General features: G+C 65.9%; 18 protein-coding genes and 1 pseudogene. 7 read left to right on the top strand and 12 right to left on the bottom strand.

Annotated elements, in window-relative coordinates; all coding sequences use genetic code 11:
* Window positions 1–90 precede the first annotated feature (90 nt).
* From ACFWPH_RS34435 to ACFWPH_RS34405, 7 genes are all read right to left on the bottom strand, one after another.
* A complete protein-coding gene (locus ACFWPH_RS34435; protein ID WP_378756496.1) occupies window positions 91–915 on the bottom strand; it encodes a hypothetical protein in 825 nt (274 codons plus the stop codon).
* A gap of 73 nt (window positions 916–988) precedes the next feature.
* A complete protein-coding gene (locus tag ACFWPH_RS34430; protein ID WP_378756495.1) occupies window positions 989–2,677 on the bottom strand; it encodes a protein kinase in 1,689 nt (562 codons plus the stop codon).
* 108 nt (window positions 2,678–2,785) lie between these two features.
* A complete protein-coding gene (locus ACFWPH_RS34425; protein ID WP_378756494.1) occupies window positions 2,786–3,211 on the bottom strand; it encodes a lasso peptide biosynthesis B2 protein in 426 nt (141 codons plus the stop codon).
* Window positions 3,208–3,462 carry a lasso peptide biosynthesis PqqD family chaperone gene (locus tag ACFWPH_RS34420; RefSeq protein ID WP_378756493.1) on the bottom strand — a complete coding sequence of 85 codons (255 nt, stop codon included), beginning with the start codon at window positions 3,460–3,462 and terminating at the stop codon, window positions 3,208–3,210. Before ACFWPH_RS34420 ends, ACFWPH_RS34425 begins: the two co-directional genes overlap by 4 nt.
* Before the next feature lie 13 nt (window positions 3,463–3,475).
* Window positions 3,476–5,317: an asparagine synthase-related protein gene (locus ACFWPH_RS34415; protein ID WP_378756492.1), complete on the bottom strand. Its 1,842-nt coding sequence runs from the start codon at window positions 5,315–5,317 to the stop codon at window positions 3,476–3,478.
* 67 nt (window positions 5,318–5,384) lie between these two features.
* A complete protein-coding gene (locus ACFWPH_RS34410) occupies window positions 5,385–5,528 on the bottom strand; it encodes a lasso RiPP family leader peptide-containing protein (protein WP_378756491.1) in 144 nt (47 codons plus the stop codon).
* Between the two features lie 384 nt (window positions 5,529–5,912).
* Window positions 5,913–6,539 carry an antibiotic biosynthesis monooxygenase gene (locus tag ACFWPH_RS34405; protein ID WP_378756490.1) on the bottom strand — a complete coding sequence of 209 codons (627 nt, stop codon included), beginning with the start codon at window positions 6,537–6,539 and terminating at the stop codon, window positions 5,913–5,915.
* A 340-nt stretch (window positions 6,540–6,879) separates the two neighbouring features.
* On the opposite strand from ACFWPH_RS34405, the pseudogene ACFWPH_RS34400 reads away from it, so the two are divergent.
* Window positions 6,880–7,345: pseudogene (locus ACFWPH_RS34400) on the top strand (NUDIX domain-containing protein).
* A gap of 41 nt (window positions 7,346–7,386) precedes the next feature.
* Window positions 7,387–8,583, top strand: a complete 1,197-nt coding sequence (locus tag ACFWPH_RS34395) for a metallophosphoesterase (RefSeq protein ID WP_378756489.1) — start codon at window positions 7,387–7,389, stop codon at window positions 8,581–8,583.
* Window positions 8,584–8,728: 145 nt separating this feature from the next.
* Here the strand turns inward: ACFWPH_RS34395 and ACFWPH_RS34390 are convergent, their stop codons facing one another.
* Window positions 8,729–10,009, bottom strand: coding sequence for a cytochrome P450 (locus ACFWPH_RS34390; RefSeq protein WP_378756488.1), 1,281 nt, complete (start codon window positions 10,007–10,009; stop codon window positions 8,729–8,731).
* Between the two features lie 889 nt (window positions 10,010–10,898).
* Here ACFWPH_RS34390 and ACFWPH_RS34385 point away from each other — a divergent pair.
* A complete protein-coding gene (locus tag ACFWPH_RS34385) occupies window positions 10,899–11,183 on the top strand; it encodes a hypothetical protein (RefSeq protein WP_378756487.1) in 285 nt (94 codons plus the stop codon).
* 46 nt (window positions 11,184–11,229) lie between these two features.
* On the opposite strand, the gene ACFWPH_RS34380 is transcribed toward ACFWPH_RS34385, so the two are convergent.
* Window positions 11,230–12,147, bottom strand: a complete 918-nt coding sequence (locus ACFWPH_RS34380) for an alpha/beta hydrolase family protein (RefSeq protein WP_378756486.1) — start codon at window positions 12,145–12,147, stop codon at window positions 11,230–11,232.
* Window positions 12,148–12,342: 195 nt separating this feature from the next.
* Here ACFWPH_RS34380 and ACFWPH_RS34375 point away from each other — a divergent pair, with 195 nt between their 5' ends.
* A complete protein-coding gene (locus ACFWPH_RS34375; protein ID WP_378756485.1) occupies window positions 12,343–13,224 on the top strand; it encodes a helix-turn-helix domain-containing protein in 882 nt (293 codons plus the stop codon).
* Window positions 13,225–13,369: 145 nt separating this feature from the next.
* Here the strand turns inward: ACFWPH_RS34375 and ACFWPH_RS34370 are convergent, their stop codons facing one another.
* Window positions 13,370–13,915, bottom strand: coding sequence for a MarR family winged helix-turn-helix transcriptional regulator (locus tag ACFWPH_RS34370; protein WP_378756484.1), 546 nt, complete (start codon window positions 13,913–13,915; stop codon window positions 13,370–13,372).
* A 65-nt stretch (window positions 13,916–13,980) separates the two neighbouring features.
* Between ACFWPH_RS34370 and ACFWPH_RS34365 the strand changes: the two genes are divergently transcribed.
* The 3 genes from ACFWPH_RS34365 (at window position 13,981) to ACFWPH_RS34355 (ending at window position 16,491) form a co-directional block, all read left to right on the top strand.
* Entirely contained in the window at window positions 13,981–14,394 is a 414-nt protein-coding gene (locus tag ACFWPH_RS34365; RefSeq protein WP_378756483.1) for a MarR family winged helix-turn-helix transcriptional regulator, read from the top strand.
* A gap of 594 nt (window positions 14,395–14,988) precedes the next feature.
* The gene (locus ACFWPH_RS34360; RefSeq protein WP_378756482.1) at window positions 14,989–15,249 is read left to right on the top strand and encodes a hypothetical protein; all 261 of its coding nucleotides are present in this window, start codon (window positions 14,989–14,991) and stop codon (window positions 15,247–15,249) included.
* A gap of 117 nt (window positions 15,250–15,366) precedes the next feature.
* Complete coding sequence (locus tag ACFWPH_RS34355) at window positions 15,367–16,491, top strand: aldo/keto reductase (protein WP_378756497.1); 1,125 nt, start codon at window positions 15,367–15,369, stop codon at window positions 16,489–16,491.
* 785 nt (window positions 16,492–17,276) lie between these two features.
* Here ACFWPH_RS34355 and ACFWPH_RS34350 read toward each other — a convergent pair.
* Together ACFWPH_RS34350 and ACFWPH_RS34345 are read right to left on the bottom strand one after the other, a co-directional pair.
* Window positions 17,277–17,867, bottom strand: a complete 591-nt coding sequence (locus ACFWPH_RS34350) for a TetR family transcriptional regulator (RefSeq protein WP_378756481.1) — start codon at window positions 17,865–17,867, stop codon at window positions 17,277–17,279.
* The coding region (locus tag ACFWPH_RS34345; protein ID WP_378756480.1) for a carboxypeptidase-like regulatory domain-containing protein at window positions 17,864–18,299 on the bottom strand (436 nt) is incomplete at its 5' end. The genes ACFWPH_RS34350 and ACFWPH_RS34345, both read right to left, overlap by 4 nt.

Raw genomic sequence — 18,299 nt, 5'->3', positions numbered from 1 at the left:
AACCAGTTACCGGAGACCTCGCCACATCACCAACTTCTCCACCCGGACAACGGGTTCCGCCCCACAACTCGGGCGCTTATGAAACAGGCTCTAGTCGAGGAGGTCGAGGTCACGTGGCACCAGGGTGGCCGAGCGGGTCAGTTCCTGGAGCAGGTTGTGGTTGAGCATATTTCCGATGGGTTCGCAGAGCTGGTCCCGGGTGAGCCCCGGCACCGGTTCGCGACCGCAGGACCGTGCGTACTTCTCGTCCGACATCCGCGAACGGACCCGGCCGGCCAGTTCCGCCACCCGGCGCCCGGTCCAGCCTGCCTGCGGCTGCAGTGCCGCCAGCAGGCCCGCGGTGTCGTTCCAGGTCCACGGCTGCGGCCAGCGCTCGTGATACAGATACGCCTGCCCCAGAGCCACCAACGCCAGTTTTTCGTCCGGCTCCAGCGGCCACGGTGGCGGCCGGTCGGTGAGGTACTCGTGCCGGGGTGCCCGTCGAGCCTCGTCGTCGCCGGTCACATAGATCTCCAGCAGATACTCACGATGATGTGATCCGCGCAGGAACACGGGCGTGTAACCAGGCGGCAGCGGTAGCGGCTCTTCCCCTTCGAACAACATCCTGGACTCGGGCAGGCGCAGCGGTACGCGACCGGCGTTGCCGAGCTGCCAGCAGTCGCTGCGATAGCTCAGGGTTCCGTGCACTCGGCTGATACGCAGATCGTCCTGCCCGATGCCGACATGGACCTGCTCGATATTGCGGCCGAATTCGATGAGGTTGCCCTCGCGCGGAATTCCGTGCACGCCGCCGGTGGTCGACAGTACCGAGATCGTGCCCGGTGCGGTGCCGGTCTGCCCGGCGGCCAGGCCGCGCCGCGCGGCGGACAATGCGTACACACCCTGGCCGATGGCCCTGCTCTGTTTCTGCGTCACCACAGTCCTCTGCTCGCGGTTCGGTCCGGGTTGCGAGCGTGGCATGCGATAAGGCGGACCGGTCCGGGCACGGTCATCGCGTCAGATTCGCCGCGACCTCGGTGGCGAGTTCGGTCGCCGTCGCGCATCGCTGCTGCGGCGGTTGCGAACCAGTGAAGGAGACCACCACGACCTCCACCCTGTCGATATCGGACGGGCCCCGGAAATGGCGGTACTCGATCTGCACGGTGCAGTCGTCGCGCGTTTTCACCCCCTCGCGGCGGAAAGCCGCCAGCCCGGTGAGGGTGAGCGGCCGGCCGGAGGCGGCCGTTTTGGGTGCGTCCCGGTCGTAGCGCACCGTCACATGGCCGTCGATGGTGCTGTTCCAGCGGCAGGACCAACCGGCCCACCCGGCCACCGGATGCAGGGCGTCGATACCGGCCACCCGGCCGAGTGTCACCGGGTCCAGTTGGGCGCACGCATCGTGGTGAGCCAGCGAATCCGCGGGGAAAGGGCCCGACCGCCGTGGAATCGGGCCCTGCCGGAGCAGTTCGCGAGCGCGGGTCGCGGTGGTATCGGCCAGCGTGCACGGGTCCGGTCCGGACGCCGCCGTGCGTTCACCGACGATCTCCACGGTGCCCCCACCGGCCAACGCGAGGGATCGCACACACCGTGCGCTGCCCGCCGGCTCGGATACGACGCTGATATTGCCGATGCGCGACACCGCTACCTGTGACGTCGGTTCCGGCGCGGCCACCGACAACCGCAACCGGACCCGTCCGATATCCGGATGCTCGTCGCCACCCCACAGCCGAACCCGCATATCGCAGGTGTCGAAATTTCCGCCGTCGGTGTCCAGATCGATCCGGCCGTAGTGGTCCAGCACTGCCGGATCCAGCAGCGCGCACGGGTCGGCCGTCCGTGGGTTACCCATGAGGTCCGCTGGTAATGGTGGCGGGACGGCCACCGCGGCCACCACGAGCACCGCGAGCGCAACCAGTTGGGCCGCCGCGATCACCGTCCGGCGCAGCACGGCAGGGTTTGGGTCGCGCGGATTCTGTTCGAGTTCGGCGAAACGAGTAGCCGCTACCGCGGCCGAGGGCCGGTGATTCGGATCCACTGCCGTCAGCTGGGCCAGCAGCAACTCCCGGCGTCCGGCTGTGCGCCGGCTTTCGGCGACCGCAAGGAGGGACGCGCCGAGGGCGTACACATCCGATTTCGGGCTCACCGGCGCGCCGCGGGCGAGTTCCGGCGCATGATATCGCCATTTGCCCGGCGGGGAATCGAGGGCGGGTGTCTCGCCGGTGTTCGCGCTGCGTAGGTCTACCGAGCTGCCGAAATCCGTCAGCCGGGCCTCGCCGGAGTCGGTGACGATGATGTTCTCCGGGGAGATATCGCAGTGCAGAATCCCATGTTCGTGGGAGTGTGCCAGCGCACCGGCGATCTGTTCGCCCACCGCGACGGCCCGCGCCCGCGCCAGTTCGGGTGCCGCGCGCGCGAGCTCGGCCAGTGACCGTCCCGGGACGTATTCCGTTACCAGCCAAGGTATTCCGGCGTCGACGAAAATATCGTGTACTCCGACGATATTGGGGTGGCGTAGACAGGCCGCGTTCCGCGCCGCCGTCCGTAGCTGCGGAACACTGTCGCCACCGTGCGGGCATTTCAGTACGACTTCCCTGCCGAGTTGCTCGTCACGCGCCCGCCACACCATCCCCTCCCCGCCGAGAGTGAACAATTCGCGCAGGGTGTAGCGGCCCGCGATGGTATCGCCGACCCGCGCCATCTGTCCGCCCTCGTCCCCGCGCTCGAAACTTTCTGCGCGCGAGTATATCTGCGCCCGACAGATAGAGCCGACGATTCGACGCCAGGCGATGACCGGGCGGGGGACCGATCACGCCCCGCGAGGATCTGGAGCTACGTTGAGGATGGTCCGATAGTCGGCGGTGTCGCGCGGTTCACCGACGGGCCGTCCGTCCGCCTCGACCCAGGCGTGCGCCGCGGTGGGCGAGGTGCGCACACCCGTCTTCCAGGTCGGCCAGCTGCCGTGGAGGCGGCACAGCAGAGCGGTGGCAACGGACCGTTGGAGGCAGTACTGGCCAGAACACCTTGTGCTGACCGCGATTACGTCCTGGCGTGCCCGCATGGTCCGGTCGTAGTCGGCAGGTGCGGCGCCTCGGCGCACGACGGTCAGCGCGGCGCGGAGACGTCGAGGCGGTAGTCGCACCAGCATTCGCGCCAGGGCGACGGCTGTGTACGGCCCGAGGCGCTGGTGTAGTGGAGGCCGGGCGGGGCGGGCGAGGATCTGATTGTGGCTCATGAGGTTACGAGATCAGCTCGGGTGAGCCGGGTCAGGAGGTCGGTGATGTCGGCCGCCGCGCGCTGCCGATCGACCGGCCGGGTATCGACCAGCCTGCGCACGACGTCGTCCGGGGTCGCGCCGTCCAGGATTGCGACCAGGATTTCGGCGCCGGTCGCGTTGAGTTGCCAGTATCGGCCGTGTCGTTCGTCCAGCAGGATCGTGCCGTCGTCGGTGGGGCATATGCTCACGTCGGTGCGGAGTCGGTGCATTGCGTGCTTCTCCTCAATGGTCGGTGCGGGTCAGGTAGGCGGGGACCGGGTGGGCGGCCAGATCGCGCAGCCATTCCTCGGCGCCCAAGGTGTTGTCCAATTGGGTGAAACCGCCGGTGAGGACGGTCGGGCTCGCCACCGCGCGGCGCAGTTCGGCGGCGTCGACGATCCCTGCGGCGACCAGGCGGGAATCCTCGGCCCAGTCCATGAGGTCGCGCCGATGGCCCCGCAGACCGGTGAACCATTCCTCGGTGCAGTGATCCTTGGTGCGGCGGTTGGCGATTCGCGGGGGAATGATCCCCTCCATGGCCTTGGCGAGCAGGGGTTTGTACGACCACGGGTCACGCGAATGTTCGGGCTGCGCGCTCAGGCAGGCGTCGACCACCGCGTCGTCGCAGAACGGACTGTCGGTCTCGAGGCCGGTCGGTCCCGCGACGTGGGCGAGGATTCTGGCGCCCCGGCCGGCTTCCTGAATTTGGTGTATCCAGGCATGTTTCCCGCGTTCGTCCGCCAGAGGTTGCGCCCCGGTCGCGGCGGAGCGCACGAGTTCGCCGACCGTGGTCGCGGCATCGTCGCCGACCCAGGTGGGAAGGCGGAACCGCTCGCCCCATTCTCCTGGTGTCGACGGGAACGCAGGTGATGTTCCGGCATCGCGCAGCCGGCCGCCTGCTGCGGTCAGCCAGTCGGAGTAAGTGCTGCTGTCGCGCAGCAGGTGAATACTCTCGCCCAGGCTCCAGCGCCCACGCGCCCGCAATCCTCCGAGGTGCCGCAGGGCAACCAGGGGGCGGCGGCGCAGTAATCCATGCACGTACAGGACGTGCGGCAGTACCAGGTAGTCGCCACCGTGGCCGGTCAGCCGGCACGACGCCCCCTGCGCGACCATACGTTCGGCGATCGCTCGTTGCTGCGCCCGATCCCGGACGACGCCCATGGGTTCGTCCGCCGGGTCGTGGCGATTGCGGAGCCCGGCGAGCAGCCCGGGCAGTGTCGCGGCGGGGACCGCCAGTCGTTCGATCCCGGGGAGATGGTCGGCGGCATGGTCGGCGTAGGCGCGGTCTTCGTTGCCCGGAGCCGACCAATTCAGTGTGGCGGTGGCCAGCCGGCCCCCCGCCCGCGCCGCCAGAAAACATATCGACGTCGAATCCATGCCGCCGGAAAGGTCAGCACCCACGACCTCGCCCGGACGGACCCGCAGTGCCACCGCGTCGTGGAGCGCGGCCCGCAGCGCTGCGGCTCCCTCATCGAGGGTCCGGTGCACGGGCGGGGGGCGCCACCATCGCGGCGTCCGGTGGCCGCCGTCGCGGTCGAGCACCACGGCCGCTTCGGCCGCGACGGCGTGCACTCCGCAAAACATCGCACGCCCGCTCAGCGGATAGGGCAGGACGGGGTAGGCGAGATGAGCCGCCAGCCGGCGGATATCCACCTCGGCGTCGATCAACCAGGCCAAGGTGCGCGCACGGTCTGCGCCGATTGTCACTCCGTCGACCGTGGTGTAGTAGCAGCGGCGCGAGCCGGAGGCCGTGCCGCGCAGGTAGCAGGTGCCGCCCAGGGACGCCACCAAGTGGTAGCTACCGGGCAGGGACCGGGCCGTCGCGGCCAGGTCGGCGATCCCACGCACCTTCCGAGCGTGGGCCTCGAGTTCCACCGGCGATACGGCGGACCGGCCGATGACGGCCAGCAGTGTGTTCCCGGCCCTGGCCGGCGTCAGTTCGTCTGCGCGCCACCTGCCCAGCAACCACGGCCGGCCGGAAGGGTGCGTGATCACGCGGTCGGCCCGGGACCGCAGGCGCGCAATCACATCGCCGGTGGGACTGTCCGGCACAGCAACAAACCAGGATTGTGTACCAATACGCATAATCAATCTCCAGCACAGTGGCGGTGGCCCACGACCGGATCGGCCATGGGCCACCGCCGGATACCGACTAGTAGTTCGACCCCCACGCGCTCGGGTAGCCTTCGATCACCACATAGCTCGACCCGCGAGTCACGTCGGTGAACTTCCCGATCTCCACCAGAACGGGCGGTTCGTACACGCTGTCGCTGTCGATTTTCCGAACGGAATCCATCGTCTGTACCTCAATTCTGCCGATCCGTACATCGAACATTTCCGTACCGGTTCGATGTCTGCCCAAGCTAGGACCGGACGCGCCGGAGGGGTCCGGCGGAGATCGGCTATAAGGTCCGGAGCCCCGCGGTTCGGAAGTAGCGGCATCAGTGCGGCTGGAGTATCAGGGGCAAAGCCATCCGCCCGCCAACGGGATTTCCGTGGGGTGTCTCGGGTGGTTATTGCGTGTTGCCGGAGCCTGCTGTTACCACCGCCTGATTGTTGGGTGCTGAAAACCTGTGAGCCTTCGGCCCCGATCGACTGCTGCCGCGGAGCGGTACCAGGAAGCGCCCCTACCCTCGCCGGGGCCGACTGAACAAGCCGTTGGTCACGGCGTTGTCCGCCCTCAGACCAGCTCGGGGACGCGCAGATGGGCGAGCGCGATCTCGAAATCGCCGACTTCGAGCACGTCGACGCCAGCTTTGCGGGTACCTTCGCGGCGTAGGGTCTCGAGTTGTTCGCGGTTTCGTTCGATCGCTTCGGAGCTGTCGAACGTCTCGCATGCGACGCCGCGTCCAGTGGCTCGGTCGATCAGCAGGCTCGTGCTGCAGAATCCCGGCATCTGTTCCAGTTGCGAGGCCACCATGGACTTGTAGGTCTCGACCGCTGCGTCGAACCGGCCCAGATCGGCGGCCGCGGCCCAGGTGATCTGGGCGCACGCGCCCTCGCGTATGTGATGGTCGCGGTGCATGGCCCCGACCTCCCACTGCTCTACCTGCGCCGAATCGGCACCGAACAGCCGGACGGCGCGGTCACGGAGCGAATGCACCTGATCAGCGCTCTCACGCATCGTCTCCTCGGACTCCCACGATGTCGTCGCGATGCAGCGACCTGATGCCCGGTCGACCAGCAACGACATCCCGATACAGCCGGACATGGCCTCCAGGGCCGGCATCACCCGGTCGCGCATATGCGCGATCCCGGCGTCTATTGCGGCGGGCTTCGCTTGAATGGTTGTAGAACGTGCGTACACGACCCACTCCCTCTGTGCTCAGGGCAGTGCCCCGGTGGCACCACCGATGCCCCCACGCTCCTCCGGCGCGACGGCCATAGCAATAGCTCGGAAGTAACCGATATCGATTCCGCCAGAAGCGCCCCATAATGCGTTTGAGGGCCTCCCCGGCCGACTGACTTCCGGCATCATCCGCCCTCGAAAAAGCACCGAGCCGACCTCCCGATTCCACGACACCGGCGCCGGCGCCGACCCGGCGAACGTCAAGGATCTCCTGAGGCAACCGGCAAAATTTCCTGAGCCCTGCATTGACAGGCCGACCGTCCCCGCTGTGCGGGGGCGGACGCTCGAGCTGCATGCCATGAAGTACAGCGCTGGAGTTCTGCTGTTTCGTCGTGAGCCGGAGGTGCAAGTGCTGCTGGGGCATATGGGCGGGCCGCTGTGGGCGCGTAAGGATTCGGGGGCGTGGTCGATCCCCAAGGGTGAGTACGAGCCGGCGACCGAGGAGGCTCGCGCCGCCGCGGGCCGCGAATTCGACGAGGAGTTGGGTATGCCGGTTCCCGACGGGGAGTGGTTTGCGTTGGGTGAAGTGCGGTACGGCAGCGGGCGGAGCAAGAAGCAGGTCATGGTGTGGGCGGTCGAGGGCGAGCTCGATCCGGGGCAGGTGGTGCCGGGGTATTCGAGATGGAATGGCCGCCGCGGTCGGGCGAGTACCGCGCTTTCCCCGAGGTGGATCGGTCGAATGGTTCGATCTGGCCACCGCGCACGACAAGCTGACCACCGGCCGGCGGCCCTTGCTGCCCCGGCTGGCCGAGCGACTCGGCTGACATCGTCGGAGCCCCTCGGGAACTGAATTAGTATCGAGGTGGTGAGCACTCCGTCGCCGGATACGGCGATCCGATCGGATTCGCGTACTTCATCCCGGCCCAAGCGGGCACTTGCGGTCACTACGACGATCGTTGCCGTGCTGCTGGTCCTCTTCGCTGTCCCATGGTGGACGCTCGTGATGTCCGGGACTCAGTGGCCGGCACCCGTGGTCGCACTGGGAACAGCGGCCTTCGCAATAACTCTCGTGGTTCTACCTGTGACGCTGGTATTGAGCCACGGCCGCCGTCATCTCGACTGGGCAGGCATCATTGGCGACTCCATCCTGGGGATCGTGTGGGTGCTCTTCGCGTGGTCGGTGATCGGCACCATCGCGCGGTTCGTACTCGCCTTCGTGGGCGTAGCAGACCCGGTTCGCTCACGGTCGGTGGCTGCAGCGGTCGTTCTCGTCACCGCAGCTCTCCTGATCTGGGGCAATCGGGAGGCCATGCGAATTCCTCGGATAAAGCATGTGGACGTCACCCTGCCGCGACTCGGCCCGGGGCTGGACGGCACCCGAGTCGTCGCCGTCACCGATACCCATTTCGGTCCGATCAACCGGACGAAGTGGTCGCTCGGTGTTGCTGCGGCCGTGAACGAACTACGTCCCGACATCGTGGCCCATGTCGGTGATATCGCCGATGGCCCCGTGGAGCTACGACGTGGGCAGGCGGCCCCGCTCGCCACCATGGAGGCCGGGCTCGCCCGGGTCTATGTCACCGGGAATCACGAGTACCTCGGAGAGGCGCAGGGCTGGCTCGACTACATGGAGTCGATCGGCTGGAAAACTCTGCACAACGAGCATATTGTCGTCGAGCGCGGCGGTGACCGCCTCGTCCTGGCAGGTGTCGACGACGCTACTGCGAAGTCGGCGAAACTGAGTGGTCACGGCGCGAACTTCGACGATGCGCTGGCAGGAGTCGATACCGGGCTTCCGGTGCTCATGCTCGCGCATCAACCGAAGCAGGTTTTCGAGTCCGCGGCCGCCGGTGTCGACCTCCAGATCGCCGGCCATACGCACGGCGGGCAGATCTGGCCGTTCAACTACCTGGTCCGCCTCGATCAACCCACAGTGCACGGGTTGAGCCGACACGGCGAACTGACACAGCTGTATACCAGCCGGGGCTCGGGTTTCTGGGGCCCGCCTTTCCGTATCTTCGCGCCCAGTGAAATCACGGTGATAACGCTTCATTCCGCTTGACATCACGATTGCAGTGTGGTGGTTGTTGGCCAACGCAGAGATCACTGCAGACGATGGGATGGCAGGCGCCCTGGATTACCCCAGATATGTTGTCAATAGAAACTAGTTCGGCTCCTTGCACGGAAGGGCTGGTAGCTGACCGGGGTCAGGGGGTGGCCAGCCGGACCGGCATGCGTTTGATGCCGTGGATCAGTGCGCTGTGCCCGTATTCAGGTTCACCGAGTTCGACCGGCGGAACCTTGGTGATCAGCTCCCGGAACAGATGCTTCAATTCCATCCGGGCCAGCCAGGCGCCGAGGCAGTGGTGCGGGCCGCCGCCACCGAATCCCGCGTGGTGGTTCGGGTCGCGGGCGACGTCGAACGCGTGCGGATTGTCGAACGCCGACTCGTCGCGGTTGGCGGAACTGTAGAACATCACGACCTTCTCACCTGCCGCGATCGGGGTACCGGCGATCTCGGTGTCGCGGGTCGCCCGGCGGGCGAAATGCACCACGACGCTGCCCCAGCGGATGAATTCCTCGATCGCGGTGTTCATACGCCCGTCGAGATCCTCGCGCAGCCAGTCCATTTGGGTCGGATGCTGCACGAGCGCTTTGAAGGCATGGGAGGTGGTCTGTTTGGTGGTGTCGTTGCCGGCGGCGGAGATCAGCACCATGAACGCGCCGATATCCTCATTGCTGAGGCGATGCCCGTCGAATTCGGCGGCGATCATCGCGGTCATGAGGTCGTTGTGCGGTTCCACACGGCGCCGCCGGGCGAGGTCGGTGCCGGCGGAGTGGAGGATGCCGATCTGCTTGTAGAAGAACTCGGCGCGCTCCTCGAGGCTGGTGTATTCGAGGTCGGTGGTGCCGAACAGGGCTTCGGTGGCGAACGCGACCGCCTCGCGGTCGGCCTCGGGGAGGCCGATCATCTGCGAAATTGTTTGCATGGGCAGTTTCCGGGATACCGCGTCGACGAAATCGAGGGTTTCGCCGGTCCGCAGATCGGCGACGAAATCGTCGACGATCCGGGTGGCATTGGCGCGGACCTGCTCTTCCACCCGCTGGATCTGGCGCGGAGTGAACGCCGAGCTGATCAATTTCCGGTAACGGGTGTGCCGGGGCGCGTCCAGGGCGATGAAGAATTTGGTGCTGTATTCGACATCGGGCGGCATATACCCCAGGGTCGTGCCGTCTTCCGAGGAGAAGATCTCCGGGTTCCGGCTGACCTGCACGACATCCCGGTACCGGGTGACAGCCCAGAAACCGGGATCGGGATCGGCGAAGATCAGGGAATCCGGCGGGGCATGCCAGGTGAGACCCTCGGCCGCACGCAACCGGGCGAACGCCGCCTCCCGGCCGTCGAAATCCTTTTCCCAGAACTCGTAACTGGAGATATCGACCTCATTATGGGGCCGCGTGGACGCCGCGCTACCTGTCAGTGTCATGACCGCCTCCGAACCGAGTGTGCTCTCCCCATGGTGGCACTCCTGCGCGTCGGGGGGCACGGAATCGACCTGGACACCGAACCCGGGGCGGCGGTGCGTGGTCGGGATCGGCGGTTTCTGACGATTGAGGCGCCGGTGACGCGCTGACTGTGGTTTCTGCGCCGAAGGACCGACCGATCGATGCTGCTGGCTGGTCGCCTGGACGTGAACCCCCACACGCCTGACCTGCCGATATGCAATTTTCAAGTTATTCGACTTGCAAATAACAGCAGGGCAGAGCCTGATGAATGTGACCGGAGGGGGAGTTGACCACTACGTCCACGCTCTCCGTCAGCAGCAACTGATTCACATCGAGTGACAACTCGATACGTGAGTCGGCTGCCGAGAGTTCCTGCGACAGGTGTGTGATTCGAGCCCGCGACTTACCACCGGATGCCCCAGCTGGTCAGCCAGGTCTCATGTGCCATTTCCGTCGCCGGGAAAAGTCGGTGGTGGTGCAGATGTGTGCCCACCGGGCGGCTCCGGTGACCGTTGCGCGAGTTCTATGGGCGACGGTGTGCGCCGCTGATTCCGCCTTGGCCCTATGACGCTCGGCTCGGTGGCACTGACCGTGGCATGCTGGCTGTGGGTGATTCGCCAGGAATCAACGAAGCCCAGATAGGGCAAAACCCCCGGCATAACGCTCGAACCGGTCGCTGTCTCGAGCTAGCTTCGGAGAGAGTGCTTTTCGCGGCGAGTTCTAGATGTGGGATCGCGAACGGAATCCAGGATGCGCTGATCGTCGACAGTCCGGCAGGTCGCCGAACTCCGGGCCGCCGTTCATGGCGCACGCATCGGCGTCGGCGGCAGAGGCCTTGCGGCACTGACCGTCGACGACAACCTGGGTGCGGTGATCAACATACGCAGCCAGGCGGACGCGAGAAAGGCGACCCATGATCTGGCCGCTCTGCGTGCGGTGCTCACCTGGGCGTCGGACTTGCCGCAGTTGGTTACGGCGCTACCGCTGGCGATCCAGTGGCTGACAATCGACTACGAAGCATTGATCACCGAGTTCGCCGCCGCCGGCAAACCTGTCGCACCGATGCTCGAGTCCGAAGGAGATCCAGTTGCGATGGAAGCCGGTGGGGCCTGCAGCAGCCCCATGTGTGGTGGCCGATCTCTGTGCTACTGGTAGCTGTAAAGATCGCGCCCCGCGTGTAACGCGGGGCGCGATTCGTGGGTTATTTCAGGTGTTTGTCGAACCAGTCGATCGGGATCTCGGGGTGGAGGCCGAAGAAGTTGTAGCCGTCGAAGCGCCGGTCGGTGCCGCGGATCCAGTACAGCTCTTTTTCCTGGACCGGTAGGGCGTCGTAGATCGATTGGACGTCTTCGGGCCGGGTCATGGTGTCGTCGTGGACCTGGGCGACCAGGGTCGGGACCGTCACCGCGCCGACGTGCCGGAGCGGGGATTGCTCGGCGAGGTGGAACCCGGTGCGTTCGTGGACGGCCTTGTCGAATTTGTCGTAGCCGTCGGCCATACCGATGGCTTTGACGAATTCCTCGACGATGTAGGGGCCCGAGACCGGTTGCAGCATGACCATGGCCTGGACGTCGGAGAATTCCTCGGGATGTTTGGACCAGGCGACCGCGGTGGAGTCCGCACCCAGGCACATCGACAGCAGAACTTTCTTCATGCTGAGGGTGTCGGGTCGGGTGGCGGCGTAGCGCAGGGAGCCGATGACATCGCGGTATTCGAGCAGCCCGATGCCGGCGATACCGCCGTTGCCCTGTCCGCTGAGCCCGTGGTTGCGGATGTCGTAGGCCAAGATGTTGTAGCCGGCGTCGTGCAGCGCTTTGTACTCGGGCAGGAAGTTGACCTCGAAACCGCCGAGGCCACCGAATTCGGGGAGGTGGCCGGGGTAGCCGTAGCGGTTGCCGGGCAGGAAGTGGTTGTGGATGACGAGCCGGTCGGAGTCCGCGGGGATGAACCAGCCCTCCAGCGGTACGCCGTCGGCGGACGGGAAGGTGACGTCTTCGTAGTCGAGTCCGACCTCGTCGGGGCGGCGCAGCACCGGTGCGCGCCGACCGGCGGTGGTGCCGGTGGTCCACAGTTCGACGAAGTTGTCGAAGGCGGCCCGGGCTTGGTCGTCGTCTGCCATGATGATCCTCTCCTTACAGGTGAAGCGAGCGGTTCACCGCCGGTCAGAGGCGGTATCGGGCGACGCTCGCGGCGGTTTGCGTCCCTGGTGGACGCCGAGGTACCCGCTGTCCATGCTGGCAACCAGTCCTCGACCCCAACAGGGGAGAAAACTGTCCCCCTGAACAGTGCACGTCGATGCTGGGATCCTGGAGGTATGGCAGAGGGCAACAGCCGCCGCAGCGAGCTGGGAGAGTTCTTGAAGGCGCAGCGCGCATCGCTGCAACCCCGCGATGTCGGCCTGCCCGAGGGCCCGGCATTGCGTCGGGTGCCGGGTCTGCGGCGCGAAGAAGTCGCCCAGCTCGCCGCGATCAGCACCGACTACTACACCCGCATCGAGCAGGGCCGCATCACCGCGTCCGCGCCGGTCCTGAACGCATTGGCTCGCGTCCTACACCTGGACGACGACCAACGCGGCTACCTGTGCGAACTGGCGGGCACCCCCGTGGCCAGGCCGCGGCGGCGGATACGGCAGCGGATCCAGCCCACCCTGGCGCGCCTGCTCGACGACCTGCATTCCACTCCGGCTCTGGTCCTGGGCCGCCGCATGGACGTGCTGGCATGGAACCCGCTGGCGGCGGCGTTGATCACCGATTTCGGCCGGGTCCCGGACAAGCACCGCAACTACCTGCGGCTCGTATTCACCGACCCCGCGATGCGAGCACTGTACGCAGACTGGGAAACCGTCGCCCGCACCTGCGTGGCCCAACTCCGCATGGAAGCCGCCCACCGCCCCGACGACCCACAACTGACCGCCCTGGTCGGCGAACTGTCGGTCCACGACACCCAGTTCCGTCGATGGTGGGCAGCCCACCACGTTGCCGCCCGCCGCGTCGGCACCAAAACCTTGCACCACCCACTCGTCGGAGAACTTCACCTCGACTGGGACACACTCACCTGCGCCACCGATCCCGACCAGCAACTCATCACCTGGACCACCGAACCCGACACCCCCACCAGCGACAGATTGCGCATCCTCGCATCCTGGACCGCCGACCAACCCCAACCCACGTCGAGCAACACACGAAACCGCGCCTGACCCGCCGTATCTCCGTCCAGTCGCTCAGCGTGATGTGGAGCTTCCAGAGTACGCGGCTCATGCGTTCGAGCACCCGGCGACGCCCGCGCCGTAGCCACTCTCAGCGTATGCGCAGTCACCTCAGCGGTCTGTCCATTACGTTCGCTCAGTTGGTGGCCTGTTCGAGGTTGTCGATGATGCGTGCCATGACCTCCATCATCTGTGTGAATTCCTGATCGTTCACGCCCGCTGAAGAGAGGTCGCGGATCCGGGCCACCGAGTCGGCAGCCGTCACGCGGGCGGTCCGTCCGGCCTCGGTGAGGACATGCCGTCCGTCCATGTCCCGGCTTACCCAACCCCGCTCGGTCAGCGCGGCGGCCACCACTCGCGGATCTTCGTTCTCGACCTCCCAGAACGGACGGAGCGCGTCGGTCAGTTCCGCGTCGCCGGCCGGGCCGGCGGCGAGTGCGTTGAGGGTTTGCCATTCGCGCCGGGAGAGCCCGGCTTCGGAAAGCATCCGGTCGAAGGCCAGTTCGATCAGCTGGTCGAGACGCTTGACCTGGTAGCCGATGAGCCGGTTGCCGTCGGTCGGTGCTGGTTCCATTGGCGCCGGGTCGGCGGCGGCAGGCTCACCGCAGGCGGCAGCCAGCGGTATGAGCAGCAGGGTAGCGGCGCCGAGGATCAGAGTGCGGATGTTCATCGGTTCTCCCATTACTTAAATAATAAACAACAAGTAGTTGTTCTAGGACATGTATATGTCTGTAATAACATGTGCGAGTGGACGATGTCGAGCGCGTAGAACGAGCGATGGTCGCGATCCGCCGTCGACAGACCCGGCGAGCGCTCGTGAGACAGGGGGAACCGGCCGGGCAGTCCTTCGACGTCCTGGACGTGATCGAGGCGACGCCGGCGCCCACAGTGTCGGTGGTGGCGGCTGCTCTGGCCGTGGACCAGCCGCGGGCCAGCAAGCTGGTGGCGGCCGCCGTGGCGGAAGACCTGGTCCGCCGGGTCGCCGATCAAGCCGACGGCCGGCGGTCGGTCCTGGTGCTCACCGAGCGCGGCCGCGACATTCTCGATCGGTCCCACGCTCGCCGCCGGGCCGCCTTCGAAACCGCCATGACCGGCTGGACCGCAGCGGAGCGCAGCGAATTCGCCCGGTTGCTCGATCGCTTCGTCCGCGCAATGCCGTGAACGCTCGGCGCGTGGAACGTCGCGGGGTTACCGAGGTACGTGCCCCTGCTGTGAGGCCGGCGCAAGAGACCGAAGCGCCGGTGACAACCGTGGCCGAGAAGGGCGCACGGTGGTAATGGTGGATCGAGGCTCGGCCACGCCCCCGACCGCGTTTGGTGCTACCGGTGATCTGTGACGTCACCCGTCGGTGGATGTCGGCGCCGGTGCGGGGCGGGAGATGTTCGTATCGGCAAATTTTGACGCCGTGATCTTGGTTGCGAGGATAGTTGTGCTTCATCCGTTTCTCGCGTGGAAGAAGGTCACCGGTGCCCGGTCAGTCGAATGTCGGGCTGTATGCCGCGATCCGGCGGGACGCGCGGGCCGGGGTGTCGGGCGGCATTGCCCGGTGATGTGACGACCCGGCTACGCGGGGAGCCACTCGTGGATTGTCTGTTCGCGCTGCGGCTGTCGTCCTCGGGGTAAAGCGATCCATGCCGAAACGATCGTCTACTGGCCGCGAATGTCGAAACTGGTGCACGCACCGTCCGGAACCCGGCATTGTGCTTGTGCTGGGTCTCCCGGTTCGGCAACCCAGCCCGCACATCACGACGGATCGTGAACCATGCCCGCGCGGATACCTCTCCGGTGATCGAATTCGCGATCCGTTGGTCGCCGTTCGGCAGTCCGAGTTCGGGCGAACTGTTCGTGACATCCGGTGTGCACCGGCAGCGATTCATCGAGCTGCTCCAGGAAGGGCTGCAGACCCGGCGATCGGACAACCACGGACAGCAGTGGCTCGAGAGAAGGCTGTCGGAGGCGTCGATATCGGCGCGGCTCGGTGATGGCGATGCCGCGACGGGAGCGCATCGTTGCTGACATTCGCCGAGAAAGCGAGGTATGTGGTGGAGGGCGATGTGCACATACGAATCTGGCTGGGTCGAACGGCCTTCGACTACCGGGCAGACCTGACCGCGGCATCGAACTCGATTCGCGATTGCCGCAGAAAGCGTTGGTGCGCTCCGGCCCGGCCTCGATCCACGCGACCGCAGCCTCGTCACCGTCGTGGCACTCGCCTCGACCGCGCAGGTCGACCAGATCCCGTTCCATCTCGACCGGGCGATGGACAACGGGCTCACCGCGGAGGAGATCGATCCACTGCTCAGGCGGGCCGGGCCCACAGCAGACACGCCGGCGCCGTGCGGACGGCGGCTCCCGGGGATCGTGCTACACCAGGAAAACACACCAGACCAAGGAGTATGGAAATTGATTCTGAACGAGACGTACACCCTGTCGAACGGCGTACATATCCCAAAACTGGGGTTGGGCACCTGGTTCATCGATGACGACAAGGCCGCCGACGCAGTGACCGCAGCTGTCGCCATCGGCTACCGCAATATCGATACCGCGCAGGCCTACGGAAACGAGCGAGGGGTAGGCGAAGGTATCCGAGCCTCCGACGTACCGCGCGAGGAACTGTTCGTATCCACCAAGGTGGCGGCCGAGATCAAGGACTACGACGACGCGGCCGCCGCGATCGACGCTTCGCTGACCGCGCTGAGGTTGGACCACATCGATTTGATGCTGATCCACAGTCCGCAACCCTGGGACAACTTCCGGGGCGGAGACTACGCCGAGGGCAACCGAGCGACCTGGCGCGCGCTGGAGGACGCCTACCAGGCAGGAAAGCTCCGCTCGATCGGTGTCTCCAATTTCGAACAGCGCGACCTCGACAATATCCTTTCGGCCTGCACCGTCGCACCACAGGTGAACCAGCTGCTCGTCCACGCGGGCAACACTCCCACCGAGCTCCTCGCCTACTGCGACAGCAAAGACATTCTCGTGCAGGCGTATTCGCCCATCGCACACGGAGAGATCCTGAAAAACCCGGATATCCGGGCGATGGCCGACCGGTACGGGGTGACTGTTCCGCAACTCTGCATCCGCTACACCCTCCAGCTGGGAACCGTGTCGCTGCCGAAGACGGCCAACCCTGAGCATATGCGCAGCAACGCCCAGGTCGACTTCGTTATCACCGCCGACGATATGGATGCGCTGCGTAACCTGCAGGCCCAGGACTACGGCGAGCACAGCGTATTCCCCGTCTACAGCGGCAAGTGACCCACGACAAGACCCGTGCAACGACGTCGAGACCATCTCGACCCGACCGATGATGTCCATCACCGGAGAGCGCCCGCTTCCGCGAATTCAGCGAAGAGACCTACCGTTTTGCCCGGCGATCACGAGGAACTCGTGATCGCGCCCGGACGTCGACCGAAGGTGCAAGTCCCTCGCCGGTCCACGCACGTGGACTCAGGGAACCGGTATGCGGCGACCAACGCTCCGCCGGAACGGCAACGGCGGAATGCCCGGAACTCCCACGCAGAGACACCGATCTGCCATGTGAGCCTACAAAGAGGAAACCGATGGCCGGAGACGGCAGGGATAACGCCGATCGAGCAGCGATGGTGGTATTTGGACTAGGCATTGTCATTGTTGCCATCACCGGATGTCTGGATTCCCTGGGGCTGGTGGGAAGCTGCTGACCCCAGACCCGGGATAACCGGGATCGGGACCTCGGTCGGCGCGCGTCGAAAGATGTGGGCCCGCAGCTGGTGAGCGTCTTCGACGGAACGACGTCGACGGGGCGCCGGCGCGCGCCGAACGATACGTTGGTGAGCTGTGATGTTCCTCGGTGACGTCGATTTGCAGTCGTGCGTGTGGTGTCCAGTCGAGCGCAGCAAAGACGTGGGGGTTCAGGATCTGGCCTACTTCGCCCACCGTGCAGACGCCGTAGGCCACATCACCGCCGGCTACATGATGTTACCGGGCAGGTAGCGGCAGTGCCGCTAGCTCGTCCGCGGGAGGTGCAGGGCAGGCTTACGGACTTGCGGTGAGGGCAGGGGTCACAGGCTGCCGGGGACGGGGTCGTCCCGGATGCTCGTATCCGCTGATGTGCTCCTGCGGTGGTCTCCGTCCAGTAGCTTCTGGACGATATCGCCGAAGCGTTCCAGCACCTGATCGGGATGGGCGCCGGAGTGGGGCGCTTCGAAGATTCGCAGGGCGGCGGCGAGGCCCATCAGCGCACCCACCGCCAGCTCCGCCCGCAGTCCGGCGTCGTCATCGCCACCCAGCCGTTCGGTCAGTGCATCGAAGTATCCGCTGGTGAACTTTTCCTGGATCGTTTCGGGATCGGGGGCGGTGAGCCGCAGCATAATCGCGCGCCCGAGAGGTTCCACCGCGTTTGCGTGCATGCGTTCGATGATGTTCTGGACCAGGGCGCGGCCGAGTCCGTCGTCCGGAATTCCGGCGAGTTCGAGCGGCTGTACCTCGGCCACCTCGTGGAAGAGTTTCTCCTTGCTTCCCACCACTTTCATCACCATTGCGGGCGACAGATCCGCGGCCAGTGCGATATCGCGGATGGTCACGTGGCGGTATCCGCGCTCCGCGAACAGTTTCGTGGCTGCCGCCAGCGCGGCATCGCGGGCCCGGGTCACCGCGCGGCAACCGTGGCGGAGTGCGGTGTCACCGGCGTTCGCGCGCAGGGCTCCCCGAGCTCGAGATCGAAATGACGAGCCGAGCCCCAGATCGTGATCGCCTGTGCGGTGGACGAGGAGCTCGTGAAGGCGGTGATGATGTATCTCCCGTTCTGCGGAAGCGGCAATTGGTAGTCGCCGATCGCGCCGGTCCTGGTCGTCCCGACGGCCTCGCCTGTCTGCCGAGTGAGTACCACATGGACACCTTCCACCGGCCCGCTCGCATCGACCACTGTGCCCGCCATCATCAACCGTTCCTTCAGCACGATCGCATCGATTCTGCCACCGGCCTCGATGTCCACTAGAGCCTGTTTCATAAGCGCCCGAGTTGTGGGGCGGAACCCGTTGTCCGGGTGGAGAAGTTGGTGATGTGGCGAGGTCTCCGGTAACTGG

Source organism: Nocardia sp. NPDC058499 (assembly GCF_042719915.1).
Lineage (GTDB): Bacteria > Actinomycetota > Actinomycetes > Mycobacteriales > Mycobacteriaceae > Nocardia.
This window is presented reverse-complemented; position numbering and strand designations above follow the sequence as displayed.